Origin of the sequence: Periweissella cryptocerci, from assembly GCF_004358325.1 — a bacterium.
Classification (GTDB): Bacteria; Bacillota; Bacilli; order Lactobacillales; family Lactobacillaceae; genus Periweissella; species Periweissella cryptocerci.
In genome coordinates, this window is sequence record NZ_CP037940.1 from 2,075,341 (window position 1) to 2,090,530 (window position 15,190).

The 15,190-nt window shown below is 39.7% G+C and carries 12 protein-coding genes and 1 tRNA gene; all 13 read left to right on the plus strand.

The genetic code is table 11. The features are described 5' to 3' along the window. Nucleotides 1-374 precede the first annotated feature (374 nt). The 13 genes from EQG49_RS09040 (at nt 375) to EQG49_RS09100 (ending at nt 15,085) form a co-directional block, all read left to right on the plus strand. Nucleotides 375-1,562, plus strand: a complete 1,188-nt coding sequence (locus EQG49_RS09040; RefSeq protein WP_243115701.1) for a DUF5776 domain-containing protein — start codon at nt 375-377, stop codon at nt 1,560-1,562. A 544-nt stretch (nt 1,563-2,106) separates the two neighbouring features. Continuing rightward, on the plus strand, nt 2,107-2,505 hold the full coding sequence (locus EQG49_RS09045; protein WP_133363686.1) for a glycosyltransferase family protein: 399 nt from the start codon (nt 2,107-2,109) through the stop codon (nt 2,503-2,505). A 122-nt stretch (nt 2,506-2,627) separates the two neighbouring features. Further along, complete coding sequence (locus EQG49_RS09050; protein ID WP_133363687.1) at nt 2,628-3,974, plus strand: glucose-6-phosphate isomerase; 1,347 nt, start codon at nt 2,628-2,630, stop codon at nt 3,972-3,974. Nucleotides 3,975-4,679: 705 nt separating this feature from the next. Further along, a complete protein-coding gene (locus EQG49_RS09055; RefSeq protein WP_133363688.1) occupies nt 4,680-5,450 on the plus strand; it encodes a hypothetical protein in 771 nt (256 codons plus the stop codon). Between the two features lie 118 nt (nt 5,451-5,568). Beyond that, nucleotides 5,569-6,318 (plus strand): hypothetical protein, encoded by a 750-nt coding sequence (locus tag EQG49_RS09060; protein WP_133363689.1) that lies wholly within the window; start codon nt 5,569-5,571, stop codon nt 6,316-6,318. An 817-nt stretch (nt 6,319-7,135) separates the two neighbouring features. Next, nucleotides 7,136-7,206: transfer RNA gene (locus EQG49_RS09065), tRNA-Glu, on the plus strand. 451 nt (nt 7,207-7,657) lie between these two features. After that, entirely contained in the window at nt 7,658-8,080 is a 423-nt protein-coding gene (locus tag EQG49_RS09070; protein ID WP_133363690.1) for a hypothetical protein, read from the plus strand. 12 nt (nt 8,081-8,092) lie between these two features. Further along, nucleotides 8,093-8,719 (plus strand): zinc ribbon domain-containing protein, encoded by a 627-nt coding sequence (locus EQG49_RS09075; protein WP_133363691.1) that lies wholly within the window; start codon nt 8,093-8,095, stop codon nt 8,717-8,719. 65 nt (nt 8,720-8,784) lie between these two features. Further along, nucleotides 8,785-9,810, plus strand: a complete 1,026-nt coding sequence (locus tag EQG49_RS09080) for a M48 family metallopeptidase (RefSeq protein ID WP_165964852.1) — start codon at nt 8,785-8,787, stop codon at nt 9,808-9,810. Nucleotides 9,811-9,838: 28 nt separating this feature from the next. Next, entirely contained in the window at nt 9,839-11,110 is a 1,272-nt protein-coding gene (locus EQG49_RS09085) for a hypothetical protein (RefSeq protein ID WP_133363693.1), read from the plus strand. Nucleotides 11,111-12,232: 1,122 nt separating this feature from the next. Continuing rightward, complete coding sequence (locus EQG49_RS09090; protein WP_165964853.1) at nt 12,233-13,351, plus strand: CDP-glycerol glycerophosphotransferase family protein; 1,119 nt, start codon at nt 12,233-12,235, stop codon at nt 13,349-13,351. Nucleotides 13,352-13,405: 54 nt separating this feature from the next. Next, nucleotides 13,406-14,215, plus strand: coding sequence for a LicD family protein (locus tag EQG49_RS09095; protein ID WP_165964854.1), 810 nt, complete (start codon nt 13,406-13,408; stop codon nt 14,213-14,215). A gap of 102 nt (nt 14,216-14,317) precedes the next feature. After that, complete coding sequence (locus tag EQG49_RS09100; protein ID WP_133363696.1) at nt 14,318-15,085, plus strand: DUF4422 domain-containing protein; 768 nt, start codon at nt 14,318-14,320, stop codon at nt 15,083-15,085. The last annotated feature ends 105 nt before the right edge of the window (nt 15,086-15,190 follow it).

The following is a 15,190-nucleotide window of genomic DNA, read 5'->3' on the forward strand; positions in this document are numbered from 1 at the left end:
ATTTTGTGATGTGCTCAAACTAGTGCCGAAGGTATATTCCTTGGTATGTGCGTATTCTTAAACAAAAGCACAAAAATGAGAATCTCGCGCTAGAATAAAGAGAACCAAACTACGGAATGGTATCTACAAAGTAATCGCCATGAAGGTATCCACAGTAATTTGAATAATGTCCAATTAAGTCATTTCATTGCAATTGCAACGAAATGGCTTTTAGTTTGTTCTTATTTTGCAATTTACCTGTAATGTTCTAATGCTATCCTCGTATACATGATGGTTTAGGGGTACAAAGTATAAAATAACGCCTCATTTACCGAAAAGTCCTAAAAGGTGTCAATTAGGCACCTAATATTATGAAATACGAGGAAAAATGTTACATGAAAAAATTTATTAATTTAGTATTAACGGTCGGTGGGGTTACTGCTGCATTATTTGGCGGTACTTTTGTGATGGATCAATTAACTGCGGTTCATGCTGATACAGCGGATGCGACTACTGTTAGTGCAACAACTGACGATACGACAGCACCAGCAACTGATGACAGCGCAGCGCAAGCTTCTGATGACACTGCGCAACCGGCCGAACCAGCTAAGCCAGCGACACCAAAAGTTGATACTAAAAAATATTACATCAAACCTAAAGCCGCAACGATGGTCTTAGCTAAAGGTGCGACAGAATATCATGACACAGCATTTGCGGATAAGGTAAAAAAGTTAGCTAAGGGTACCCAAATTAGTATTACCGGAGTGGAATACTCTAAGAGTGGTACTCCTCGCTTTAAGTTGAGTAATGGCGACTACGTAACAACTGCTAAGGCTAGTTGGCGTGCTAAGCTCGTTAAGAATGTAACGAATTATTACACGGTAAAACCTGCCACAAAGGTTAAAGTTAAGAAGAACACTAAGTTGTATAAAGATACTGCTTTTAAAAACAAGAAGAAGTCAGTTAAGAAGAACACGACGCTTAAAGTTAAGGGAATCGCTTGGTCAAAGGGTGGAACACCACGTTTAAAGGTTACGGGTGGTTACATTAGTGCGAAGAAATCAATTAGTAAGAAACCTGCCAAAGCAGTTAAAGCTAACTATAAAGCATCAACTTTACAAACCCGATTTATTAAGAAATATGCGAATGATGTTTACTCAGTCACGAAAAAGTACGGCTTGTACGGTTCAGTTCAAATGGCCCAAGCCGGTCTTGAAAGTGCATGGGGTACATCAGGTTTAACTAAAAAGGGACACAACTTCTTCGGTGTTAAAGGAACATATAAAGGGAAGTCAGTTACGATGCGGACGGCGGAATATACCGCTAGTGGTAGGTTGTACTATACTAACGCGAAATTCCGTAAGTATCCAAATGCCAAAGCTTCATTTACCGATAACGCAAAGAAGTTAAAGGATGGCCCTGGTTTCTCAAAAACTTACTATGCCGGTACTTGGCGTTCAAATGCCAAAACATACAAGAAAGCAGCACATGCTTTAGTTGGTCGTTACGCAACTGATCCACACTACGATGACAAGTTACTTTCATTAATCAGCAAATACAACTTGCACAGCTTATTGGATTAGGCAAAGGTTACACAATTTAATTAAATATCACACGAAAAGGAATCCGGGAAACTGGATTCCTTTTTTGTTTTCTAGCACGGAATTGTCATTTCTGTACTTTTCAATTATCGATTTACGGAGGTTCTATTGGCAGTTGTTTTGCTAATGTGGCCTGTGGTTGGCAACTGTTTTTTTGCTAGTTTGAGTATTACTTCTAACTAACGGAGTGTCGGTAAATTACTTGGCGGTCGCAGACTTTACACCGCGACTGGGGCGATATGTGTGTAACACATATCGTCGCTGAGGGTGAGATGAGGCTTCTTAGGAATTTATTCCTTAGAAGCCCAGCTTACCCGAGCCTCCTAAGACCGCTTTTTGGCTTAGGAGGTTGCTTCCAGCGTGGTGCGCCAAGTAATTTGCTGGCACGCAGTGGCCAAATTTATTCAAGCCCACGTCAGACATTAAACAAACTAAACGGCTTTATGTTTGTTTAATATTCACTTAACGCTTGTTTAACTTTGGCAACTTAAGATAACCACATGCTAAAGAAAGCGAGAAAAATATCATGAATAAAATAAATGAAACGATAATTGTAATTCCGGTCAAAAATAATGCAACGCTGGTAGATAAAACAATTGAAGTGATTACCCGCATATTGGTTAGGCTCATCCGAGATAGCCAGATTAGCCCCCAAAGTCGGATGTTATTTATTAATGATGGCTCGGATGACGCTACTTGGAATTTATTGCAGGAAGCCGAAAACAGCAACGTTTATGTTAATGCGATTAATTTGCGCCATTCGATTGGCCACAGTGAAGCCCACACTTTCGGGGAAGTGATTGCCGCGACGATTGCTGACTTAGTACTTCACGTCGATATTGATGCGCTTGATCCAATTGAAATCGTCGAGGATATTAAAATTTTTAATTTACTGAGCACTAACTCAATCAAACAAATTGTTTAGCAAATAGAAAGATAATTAAACCAAAATGTGAAGTTTTTATGATAATGGTCTAGACCTCGTAGAAATGAAAGCGCTTTTGTAATATAATGAAGCTATCAATTAAACAGGGGGCACTACTAAACATGGCACGTATCAATTTTGATTATTCAAACGTTTCAAACTTCGTCGGGGAACATGAACTCGGCCAAATGCAAGCAATGGTTACCGCAGCGGATGCAGAATTGCGCAACGGAACTGGTGCAGGTTCAGATTACATCGGCTGGGTTGATTTACCAACTGACTACGACAAGGAAGAATTTGATCGGATTAAGGCAGCTGCAAAGAAAATTCAAAGCAACTCTGACGTCTTGGTTGTTATCGGTATCGGTGGTTCATATCTCGGTGCACGCGCAGCTGTTGACTTCTTGCACGAATATTTCTACAATTACTTACCAGATTCAGAACGTGAATTCCCACAAATTTTGTTTGCGGGTAACTCAATTAGCCCAGCTTACTTGAACGACTTAATCAAGGTTGTTGGTGATCGTGACTTCTCAGTTAACGTTATTTCTAAATCAGGAACAACGACGGAACCAGCAATTGCCTTCCGCGTTTTCAAGGAACTTTTGGAAAAGAAATATGGTGCTGATGAAGCCAAAGCCCGGATTTACGCAACTACTGATAAGCAACGTGGTGCTTTGAAAACTGAAGCTAATGCTGAAGGCTACGAATCATTTGTTGTGCCTGACTCAGTTGGTGGCCGTTTCTCAGTTTTGACTGCTGTTGGTTTGTTACCAATCGCGGCTTCAGGTGCAGATATTGATGCCTTGATGGCTGGTGCAGCACAAGCACAAGTGGATTATGCCACTCCTGATTTGGCGACGAATGGTGCATATCAATACGCCGCAATGCGGAACATCTTGTACCGTAAGGGTTATAACACTGAATTGCTGATTAACTGGGAACCAACTTTGCAATACTTCTCAGAATGGTGGAAGCAATTGCAAGGTGAATCAGAAGGTAAGGATAACAAGGGTATCTACCCATCATCAGCTAACTTCTCAACTGACTTGCACTCACTTGGACAATACATTCAAGACGGTCAACGTTTCTTGATGGAAACTGTCTTGAAAGTTGCAACGCCGGTTAGTGACGTTGTCATCCCATCAACTGATGCTGACTTAGATGGTTTAGGTTACTTGCAAGGCAAGGACATGTCTTATGTGAACGATACAGCTATGCAAGGTGTTGTCATGGCCCACGTTGATGGTGGCGTGCCAAACATGATTGTTGAAATCGAAAAGCAAGATGAATTTTCACTTGGTTACTTGATTTACTTCTTCGAGATCGCCGTGGGTATTTCTGGTTACTTGAATGGGATTAACCCATTTGATCAACCCGGAGTTGAAGCGTACAAGTCAAACATGTTTGGTTTGCTTGGTAAGCCTGGCTTTGAAGAAAAGACCAAGGAATTACGTGCACGTTTGTAAAATAAATATGCTAAATCAAAAAGGAAGTGTGACAAAAGGCGATTTGCAACCTTGAGATAATGAAACTTAATTCGTCAGCGATAGCGAGCAAAGCGAGCGTGGTGATGAATTAAGTGAGTTATCTCAACGGTTGCAGCCTTTTGTCGCACGTTAACAAGCCTGATTTCTACCTTACTACGATAAGGAGAAATCAGGCTTGTTTTGTGGGCTGGGAAATTTGTGCCCCAGCCCTTTTTTTGCGCCGAAAATAAAGACATTTTTTTAAGTGATAAAGTGATAAAAACAGCAAAAGTGATAAAAATAAAACCGGTAAACACCTTTGTTTAGCCGAAAAATCGAAAGTGATAAAACTGATATAAGATAAAAAGTGATAAAACGAGTCGGGTGATGATTAAAACACGAGCAACTCCATGCGCATAAAAATTGGTGTAATTCCCGAATTGTACCAAGTGCATTTAATTAATTTCACAAAAAATATAGTGAATTCGGAATATGAATTCATTAGATTTTTTTTATATAAACAGAGATTTGCGCATGGTCATTGATATCGGATTTTTTAATAAAAAAAGAATAGTAGTGATTGGTAATAGTAACTATCAGCTCAAATTAGCCGCACAAATTAATTGAGTTAAAATTATTGATTGCAAATGAATTGAGCGTATAGTTAGCACCTGTAGAAAACACTTAGATAGAGGAAGCACAAACATGGGAATCGGTTTGAAAAAGAGTGGTTTGTTAATGGGAATTGCTTTGGTCGGTATGATAAGTTTGGGCGCATTGAATGTTGATGCAGCAACAAAAACGATTGCTCCAGGTTATTTTACTAATGTCAAAGACAAAATGTATTTCAAGACAACTAAAAAAATCAAGCTAGGTATTTATACTAACGCGCTAGGTGACAGTGTCGGCAAAAGCTTTTATGCACCCAAGAATTCAATTGTACAACTCGCAAAAACACGCGATAGTCATGGCAAGGTTTATGCTCTGTTTAGTCTTGTAGGGACACTTAATTACAATGTAACGAAAAGTTCGGTAAACCACATATTGATGCCAATTGGGGTACCATTGAAGAAAAGCAACTTCAAGCTTGTTAATGTTAAACCGTCAAAGTTTGTCTACAAGCAATTCTTGATGGGCAAACCGTCAACCAACGACAACGTTGACCAATTTATGATTACATTGGACAACTATATTGAATTTTATAAAAAAGGTGCCTTGGCTGGGATGGCAAAACCATTGTTATCCGATAAAATATTAAAAATTACAGAAACAAGCAAGGCAACTTATTTGTATCTCAAAAATAATAATAAATATTTACCAGCGCAAAAACTAAATTCAGGTGTATATCGTTTGAAAGTTACACAAGGTGCAAACGTCAAAGTAAGTATGGGTGAAGGCTATTATCAATCAAATGCGACTTATACGTTTGGGCACAAAGCCGTCTGGAATGAATTGGCTTCATTTTCTAAACGGTAATAAAACCTGGTAAATTAAGCATTTCTTGAAGTAGTACTGGACAGGATAGATAAGTTATTACCGGTAGCAAAGCAAATAAATCAGTAGTTCTATTTTAGAGAACTTAAGGAGAACAGTTATGAAAACAATGAAAATTTTAGTAAGTGTTGCAACAGCAGGAATGTTATTAACTAGCTTGTCAGGATTGGGAGTACACGCTGCCACTAAGAGTAGCCAATATCTTAGCACGGCGTCCGTTAAGAAAAACACCCTTGTTCAAACTAAGCAAAAATTAACTTTGAATGTAAAATTGGGCAAAAAGGCGACTAAGAAGGTTACTTTACCAAAAGGAACAGTCTTAGCTTATGGGGTGGCCCAAGGTAAAGGAATTGCGTTGAGTTTGAACTTAGGCAGCTTGAGTTATCAATATCGTAAAGGTTTAGTTCGGAATCATACCGATTATTCTAACGTATTAGTTAAGCCTTTGAAGAAGAATTTCAAAATTGTAAAAAAAGCGATGGGTTCAACCATTGAAGCCCCACTTAACGGTGGTACCTACGCCAAGAAAACTAAGCAAACTGTTAGTGTGACGACCAATGGTTACATTGAATACTACACAAAGTTAAGTGACAATGTGTACACAAATTCAAAACCAGCCGCATCAGTAAAAATCGTTAAAGAAAAGATGAAGGGCAATACCGCTTACCTTTATACGAAAAAGAATATTAAAGGCTTGAACTTCAAAAAAATGGGGAAGGCTTCATACCGTTTAGCAGTTAAGAAAGCCGCAAAAATCCAAACCACATCAATGGGTGATGAAAGTGTTACCGCACGCAAATATACTGTTGGTGGTAAGGCTTACTACTATCTTTTTGAAGTGGATGATTAATTAGTAATAGAAAATGTGGAGCATTCACGGCAATTATGGCTCTATTCCGTCTGACGTGGAATTTATAAAATGTGATGAGATGTATGATGCCACTGCGTGCCTGAAAATCACATTGTGCACCGAAATGGAAGCACATGCCCAAGCCACTTGCTTATGCCTGAGGTACGGCAACGCAAAACATTCCAGCAGTTTGTTTGCAACAAACAACTGAATCTAATCCTAACGCGATTAGATTAGCCTTCCAGGCTGAATGTCTGTCTTGGGCAATTCGGGATAGCTGGCAGTCTAAAGCCAAAGACACATTTGTAGCTATGCTGAACAAATAAGGCCCGGTCGGCTCTACAGCGACAAACTGACAACATGGTGTCACGTCATTTCGGTGTAAAGCCTGGCCACAATGTGATTTCAGTCACTCCGCTAGATAAGGCGTTGAACTATGATCGCTAAAACTTGCAGCGACAAGGATTACGGCATATTACTAGTCAGAATATCTACGCAAACTAACGAAGAGGCTGGAACCAGGCTGGACTTTAGCTCGCACCGTGATGGCATAATCAGTAACGGGTTTCGTTACTGATTATGGATTTGTGAAGATGGTTGCCGCGTTAGCTCGCAAACATTTGAAGACCGCACTGTGGCTTCAAATGCTTGTCTTCCATCACGGTGTCCAGACTGGTTCCAGCCTCGTAGTGGGAATCAATCTGAGACACGTATCCAAATTCCACGTTAGAAAAAATTTAGCCGCAATTATAGTGAGTGCTTTTTTGTTTGGTATTTGACACGGTGGCTCAGTAGGTTATAATTAAATCTTGTAATAGCCCACTGGTCAAGCGGTTAAGACGCCGCGTTCTCAACGCGTAGTCCTGGGTTCGACTCCCAGGTGGGCCATCTGAAATATCTTAAATAGACTTAAATCCTCATGAATCGTTGATTTGTGAGGATTTTTGTTTTGGCTGAATTTAGGTGAATCTACATGTTGTTTACGCATGTTGAATATTGTAAAACATTTAACGGAAATGTGCTTAAAAATTTAAGGGAGTCTAGTCATTATCGTTGATCTCAGGCGTAGCACAGTTGGGAAAGCTACGTGAAACTGCGTAAGTGTATCTGAATGAATGGTTCTTTGGTAAGCACAAGACCATTTAGTTTATATTAATTGTAGGGAATATTAGGATAACAAAGCTATTACTACGGTCGATTATGGACGTGGTAATGAGGTGATATGTAAACGCGTGTTTGAATAATTATAATAATGTCGTCAACGGGAAGACGTTGGCATGGAAAATTTCCATGTCAGTGTTTTCCCGTTGTTTTTTTATCGAAAGAAAGAGGTATTATCATGAAATTTTGTACAAATTGTGGCGGTGAAGTGACCAGTGAATTACAATTTTGCCCATCATGTGGCGAACAGATTGTTACAGCTGTGAAATCTGGAGTAGAGCATGTTAAAGAAGAAATTCATGAAGCAGTTTCCGAACATCATGAAACAATGGCAGTTGGCGCTACTACTGCTGAAAATTTTGTATCAACTGGTATTCCTGAAGAAGTTGAAGAAGATGAAAGTAACGATAAACAAAGCATGTGGGTTTGGATTTCCTGGGTCTGTGTGTTAATTGGTACGTTTGTCCCATTTTTTGATTTTATCGGTATCGTATTAGCAATTATTGGTTACACAAAGGCCGAATCGAAAACTGGAAAGAACGCAGCCATCATTGCCGCAATTTTCGCAGCATTTTGGCTTATCAAAGACTTACTGTTTTAGGAGGATAAGATTATGTTTGGAATGTATGAACAAATGGATGAGCAGTTCATTGCAAATCGTAAAGTAAAGTTAGGATATTCAGGTGATACATCAAGGATGGTCTTGGCTGATCCCCGAAGTGAGAATGAAGGAATTGGTTCAGCCGTTGGTGGTTATTTCTACGCTATTGCCAAGTCAATGGGGCGTTCGCGATATGTGATTTCATTTGAAGAAAACGGGTTACTGTTTATGGAAATCACGAATACAAAACATGAATTCACTGGTAAAGATACGTTTGTTCCAAAAAATGAAATTGGCGCAATTTCATTTGATCAGGCGTTACTTACCAATGGTGGGTTAGCGTTGAATACTAAGGCAATGACAATCATGCAAAACGGTGAAAACCACATATTTACAATCTACACGTACTTGGCAGGCGGAAACTTTAAATGGTTGAAAGCTGATATGCCGACAATATTACAAATTGCACCGAATTATGGTGGCGCACAAATGGCGGCAAATATGAATTCAGTTAAAACTACAGCGGTTCAAGAGGAAACGAGTCAATCGGATAGCCCACACGCAAAGTTCTGTGGTAACTGTGGTAATAGCTTGAACGGTGGTGTATTTTGTTCGCAATGTGGTACTAAGGCTAGTTAATTTGAGGGTAGATGAGTTCGTAGTGTAGTTAGCAACGTTTTAATATAGAAAGCGAGATGATAACAATGGGATTTTTAGATGATGCAAAAAATCTTGGTAAAAGTGTAAAAGACCAAGTCGGAGTTAAAGTTGAAGAAAAAATGGATGCAAAAAATGATGATGCCACGCCAGTCGTGCCAGTTATTCGAATTGAGAATGCGCATGACTTCTGTCACAACAGTGATAAACAAGCATTAGAAGCACTGCAAAAGGTTCCGTTAATTGATACCGTCATGAAAAAGATGGACAAGTATTGGAGCAGTCACATGTTAAAAATGAATAACCTTGCTTCGAATATTAAGCTGGGTCCAAACCAATTACCCGAAATTTATAATTTATTACCGCCAATTTGCGATTATTTCGGAATTGAAGAGCCAGATTTTTATATTACATTAGATCCAAATCCGAACGCGTTTGCGCAAGGGGTTGATCAATTTAGCATTACAGTTACTTCTGGCTTGTTGGAAATGTGTTCTGCCGAGGAATTAACGCCGGTCATTGCCCATGAAGTTGGCCATATTGTTTGTAATCACATGATGTACCATCAGATGGGGCTTTATATTGCTTCAGTCGGAGCCAGCTTGGGTGGTGCTAGTCAACTAGCGTTAGCCGGATTAGAATCGGCATATAATTATTGGTCACGTTGTAGTGAGTTTTCAGCAGACCGAGCTGCGGCACTTTATCTGAAAGATGCTGCACCAGTGGTCAACATGATGGTTAAACTATCAGGTGGTAGCAAAGTGTTTGGTGAGATTAACGTGCAAGAATATTTCAATCAAGCCGTGGAATATGAACGTCTCAAGACCGCTGAAGTTCGTAGTAAAGTTGCCCACTATGCGGAAACGTTAATGACAGACCACCCCCTCAATGCCGTGCGAGCTTTCGAAATTGAGAAGTGGTGTCAAACTGATGAGTTCAAGCAATTGATTGCGAAGGGCAATTTAAAGACTGAGGTAGTTCGCGAACATATCTTCTGTACTGATTGTGGAGCGAAGAACGTAAATGAATCTAAATTCTGTTCGGGATGTGGTAAAAATCTTGAAGTTGCCTAATTAATGAACCATACGGAGGTGAATGATTATGGCTATGACATCTAAAATGGCGTTGGAGCAAATTGAAGGTTTACAATCGGAATGTAAGGAAGGGGTTAGGGATATTCCGGGCATTACTGAATTACAGGGAAATCACGAAACTTTGAAAAACAATCTGGGCCTCAATTCAAGTGCAAACGATGCAATGTTCAATGCCTCAGACAATAAAATTGAATCTAGTATTCAACTTTTATCGGATTCAATTCATCAAATGATTGGTAATTATAATAGTTATTTCCAGGGGGCAGTAAGTGAGTGGTTGTCATCTTTACCAGAATATAATCGATTGCCACTTATTGAAGAGTTATCGCATTCCAATAAAATACTAGATATGGTTGATTCTACTGTTGACTATGAGCAAGAAGGCGAAGAAAGCAGTTTTGGAACTCATACAAATGGTGCAACAAGGGTACGTGCTGTAAATACACTTGGACAAATCGGTGGATTACTTGCTGTGTTTGCGACGGAAGCATTATTATCGTCTGGTGAAAAGAAGCCACAAACGAAAGAATTGAATATTAAACAGCCTAGATCAATCCATAGACTTGAAGTACTTTTAAAAAGTGCAAACGGAAAATGGTCAGTCATCAAAGTTCAGCGGGGAGTCAATTTTTTCTTTGATCAATTAAAGTCACAAATTGAATCAGATTATTATAAAAAATTGAGCCGAACTAAATCGGAACTCTGGAACGATGCGCAAGCCCCGGTATCGAAAGCAAAACCAAAGAATTCTCCGAATTTAGTTCAAAATAATATTTCCAACAATTCAATTATTAGGAAACAATCACGTGGATTGGGGAAGAAAATTCTAATAGGTGGGTCTCTACTGTTAATTTCATTAATTACATTGGCAGTCGTCACCACAGTGGTTGAAACAAGACAGGAAGCTCGAAACCCAACAATTTATAATTTATCAAATACTAAAAGTGGTGACAGTGACGAATATTCTGATGAAGAAGCTGAGGTTGAAGAATTAGATGAATCAACTTCTTCAAATGTAGATTCGCAAGTTGACGAGGAAGTGACAAACAGTACGTTAAGAGAGCAGTTAATAAAACTCGCTAAGCAAGTGCTTGCTGAAGATCATCCAGGTGCGAAAGTTCGGATAGATGATGCTGGATATCAAATATCACGTAGGGGAAATGGTTACTATCAATTAAAAAGTCAATACGAAGCAAATGATGGTGTTTCTAACTATGTAGTCTTGATTAATCCAACGAAGGGCATCGTTAGCGAAATAAAAGAATCGAAAGCTGAGTGAGGTATTAAGTTAATAATAGTTCACATAGTATTTCTATGAAGGTTGATATCACCAATAGTAAAGTTACACACATGTGGTAAAAACTTAGAAGTGGCTTAAATTGAAACGGCAACATTACATTGAATCCCCGACGTCTGAAGCGGTATAATAAACCGGTAAGACGTCGGGGGTTTTGCGTTATCATTTATAGATAAGAAAAATGGCTCTATTCCGTCTGACGTGGGATTTATAAAATGTGATGAGATGTATGATGCCACTGCGTGCCTGAAAATCACATTGTGCACCGAAATGGAAGCACATGCCCAAGCCACGTGCTTATACCTGAGGTACGGCAACGCAAAACATTCCAGCAGTTTGTTTGCAACAAACAACTGAATCTAATCAAAACCCGATTAGATTAGCCTTCCAGGCTGAATGTCTGTCTTGGGCAATTCGGGATAGCTGGCAGTCTAATGGCTAAAGCCAAAAGACTGCTCACATTTGTAGCTACGCTGGACAAATAAGGCCCGGTCGGCTCTACTCTCAGCGACAAACCCGACACGTGGTGTCACGTCCCATTTCGGTGTAAAGCCTGCCGGCCACAAAGTGATTTTCAGTCACTCCGCTAGATAAGCATGGAATTATTCATTACCGCTAAACTTGCAGCGACAAGGATTACGGCATACTACTGGTCAGACTACCTGCTCAAACTAACGAAGAGGCTGGAAACAGGCTGGACTTTAGCTCGCACCGTGATGGCATAATCAGTAACGGGTTTCGTTACTGATTATGGATTTGTGAAGATGGTTACCGCGTTAGCGAACCAAGCTTCGCAAACATTTGAAGACCGCACTGTGGCTTCAAATGCTTGTCTTCCATCACGGTGTCCAGACTGGTTCCAGCCTCGTAGTGGGAATCGATCTGAGACACATATCCAAATTCCACGCTAGAAAAATTTTAGCCAGAAAAATAACAATGTGATTATTGGAAATGGTCGCACATATAAATATAGTGATTTCCACTGGTGCCATTGGTATCAGAGTTTGAAAGGATGGTTTGCAATCGAGCCATCTAAGTTGAACAAAAAATGATCGCACTTAGGTACGGTCGTTTTTTTATATGGTCAGAAAGGCTGATAAAAACATGCAAAAAATCAAAGATATAATTAAACATTCAGCTTTTTTTGGACGATTTTACCTACTATTAGTCGGGATGATTATCGCAATTTTAAAAATATTCGTGCAGACGGATGATAAGACGGTCTTGTTCATTAGTTTTTCTGGGCGTAAATTCAATGATTCGCCAAAAGCAATCTATGATGCCATGCGAGCTGATGCTGCTTTTGCGGATTACAATTTGGTGTGGGCATTTAACGATCCCGACCAATTTCCAGACGTTGATGCGGCACACAAGATTTCAGCTAACGGGCTAGGCTATTTTAAGCAGTTATTGCACGCTAAGTACTGGGTGGCAAATTCAAGTATTGAACGATTGGTACCATTTAAGCATCCCCATAACATTTATATCCAAACATGGCATGGGGTGCCGTTGAAAAAGCTCGGGCCTGATGAAGCTAATTTGGAATTTTTAGTTAAACACTGGTTTGCCAAGGCGCAGTTCGATGTTTTACTAGCTTCGAGTGAATACGATGCTGATATTTTCAGCCGGATTTTCCCAAGTTCAGCAAAACCAACCATTACGGGCTTACCACGTTCAGCAAATTTGTTACGTGATCGGTCAGCGGAAATTGCAAACTTACAAGATAAATTGCAACTGGATATCCAGAAAAAAACAGTGCTATATGCGCCGACTTTTCGTGAATACGATAGTGAATTTGCTTCAGCACTTAGCCAAGCCGCCCAAGAAGGTTTAGCGAGTGAGTACAACTTGTTAGTTCGTGGACATTACTTTATGAATGACAATGTTGTCATTGGGATTGATGTCACTGAATTTGCTGATTTAAATTTGTTAATGCAAGCAAGTGATATTTTAATTACGGATTACTCAAGTATCATGTTTGACTACGCGGTATTGAATCGACCAATTGTCTTATTGCAACCAGATGCCGAGGAGTACGCCGCTAAACGTGGAATGTATCTAGATCCGGCTGAGTTAGGTTTACCAATTGTGACAGATGAAATGTCATTATTTGAAGCACTTGGCAAAGTTAATCACCAAGAACTTGCGGCCTTTGCCCACCGGTTTGAGCAACACGATGCAACCTATGGTATTAGTACAGTATTGAATGAAATTCGTAAATAATATGTGCAGGTGTGTGCCTGACTTATATTTATTTCAAAGATGGGATATGAATCAATGAGTGAAAAAAGATACTTAACAATTGAAGAAATCCAAAGCCGCATGCTTGCGATGATGAAAGATATTAAGCGTTTTGCCGCTGAAAATAATTTAACGTTTGTATTGACGGGTGGTTCTGCGCTGGGAGCAGTGCGGCATCATGACTTTATCCCATGGGATGATGATGCTGATTTAGGCTTGCCCCGTGATCAATACGAATTTTTTGTGGCAAATTACAAGCCCCAAGTACCAGATGCGGAACTCTTATTTTTTAATACCAAAGCAGATTGGAACTATCCATATGCGCGGGTGGCTGATACCAAAACAATTGCTGACAATGAGTTTCGGACGGTTGCCAACGGCGTCTTTGTTGATGTTTTCCCAATTGATCATATGGCAGATAGTACCCGAATGCAGAAGTTTGAATATGTGACCCAAAAGATGCTGGATATTGCGCGGAATTTGGCACGAAAGAACCAATGGCAACCGGATGAACCTGGTTTGTGGTGGAAAAAAATTATTTCACCGGTAGTTCGCTTAGCACCAGCGAGTTATTATGTGCAACGTGAAAATCGGCGTGCGCGGAAAATTGATCATAAGTATCGTACCTCGCATACCGCTGGATTATTAACGGTTATTGGGGTCAATGGTATGAAAGAGTTTGGTCAAGCCGCATGGTACAATCAAATCATCTGGGTTGATTTTGCCGATACGCAGATGCCGGTAATGAAAAACTATCATGACTATTTAACATTTTTGTACAAGGATTACACCCAAATTCCGGCCGAAGCTGACCGGAAGCACCATTGGGGCATGTACTACCGTTAAATTACCAAGCGTTATAACAAATCTTCTAGCAACCATTCGTCGTTACTAGGGGATTTTTTGGTATAATGATGTAGTATGAATTAACGAATGGAAGGGCACATCATGAACATAAAAATATTAGTTGCCGCACATAAGGCATATCAAATGCCAGCTGACCATAATTTGTACTTACCAGTGCACGTTGGTAAGGCACTGCACCCTGAACTTGAACTTGGGTACCAAGGTGATAATCAAGGCGACAATATCTCGGCCAAGAATAGTTCATATAACGAATTAACTGCAATGTATTGGGCATGGAAAAATTTAGACGCTGACGCAATTGGCTTAGTGCATTACCGGCGCCATTTGTCTTTGAGCAAACAAAAAGATTTAGCAACAATTTTGAATCAACAAGAAGTTGAAAATTTACTTAGCAAAACGGATATTATTTTGCCTAAGAAGCGTAATTACTATATTGAATCCAACTATAAACACTATGCGCATGCACACCATGTTGAACCATTAGACACGGCTCGCGCAGTATTAGTTGAAAAGTATCCACGATATGTACCAGCATTCGATAAGGTCATGAAGCAAACGTCGGCCCACATGTTTAACATGTTTATTATGAAACGACCACAGTTTGATAATTATGCCAGTTGGTTATTTGACGTTTTGGGTGAGGTTGAAGCCAAGACGGATACAACGGGTTGGGATGATTACGAAAAACGAGTGTATGGATTTGTGAGCGAACTGTTGCTGGATGTCTGGTTAGATACGAATGACTATCAATATACAGAAGTTAATTTTGTCCACATGGAAAAACAAAATTGGCCTAAGAAGATTGCTAACTTTCTCTTACGTAAAGTTGGCATGCGCGAAATCCAATAACAAGAAGTTAGGAAGTGTGCCTCAAAAGCACCTTAACGCTGAATAAACGGGTCAAGGTGGTTTATTTAAAAGCAGTTGGTCTTGAGAACACGATAAAGGGATAAA

Coding starts and splice junctions, on each gene's coding strand:
- EQG49_RS09100 (WP_133363696.1), top strand. CDS start 14,318: ATGAACATAAAAATATTAGTTGCCGCACATAAGGCATATCAAATGCCA.
- EQG49_RS09070 (WP_133363690.1), top strand. CDS start 7,658: ATGAAATTTTGTACAAATTGTGGCGGTGAAGTGACCAGTGAATTACAA.
- EQG49_RS09075 (WP_133363691.1), top strand. CDS start 8,093: ATGTTTGGAATGTATGAACAAATGGATGAGCAGTTCATTGCAAATCGT.
- EQG49_RS09080 (WP_165964852.1), top strand. CDS start 8,785: ATGGGATTTTTAGATGATGCAAAAAATCTTGGTAAAAGTGTAAAAGAC.
- EQG49_RS09050 (WP_133363687.1), top strand. CDS start 2,628: ATGGCACGTATCAATTTTGATTATTCAAACGTTTCAAACTTCGTCGGG.
- EQG49_RS09060 (WP_133363689.1), top strand. CDS start 5,569: ATGAAAACAATGAAAATTTTAGTAAGTGTTGCAACAGCAGGAATGTTA.
- EQG49_RS09055 (WP_133363688.1), top strand. CDS start 4,680: ATGGGAATCGGTTTGAAAAAGAGTGGTTTGTTAATGGGAATTGCTTTG.
- EQG49_RS09045 (WP_133363686.1), top strand. CDS start 2,107: ATGAATAAAATAAATGAAACGATAATTGTAATTCCGGTCAAAAATAAT.
- EQG49_RS09040 (WP_243115701.1), top strand. CDS start 375: ATGAAAAAATTTATTAATTTAGTATTAACGGTCGGTGGGGTTACTGCT.
- EQG49_RS09095 (WP_165964854.1), top strand. CDS start 13,406: ATGAGTGAAAAAAGATACTTAACAATTGAAGAAATCCAAAGCCGCATG.
- EQG49_RS09085 (WP_133363693.1), top strand. CDS start 9,839: ATGGCTATGACATCTAAAATGGCGTTGGAGCAAATTGAAGGTTTACAA.
- EQG49_RS09090 (WP_165964853.1), top strand. CDS start 12,233: ATGCAAAAAATCAAAGATATAATTAAACATTCAGCTTTTTTTGGACGA.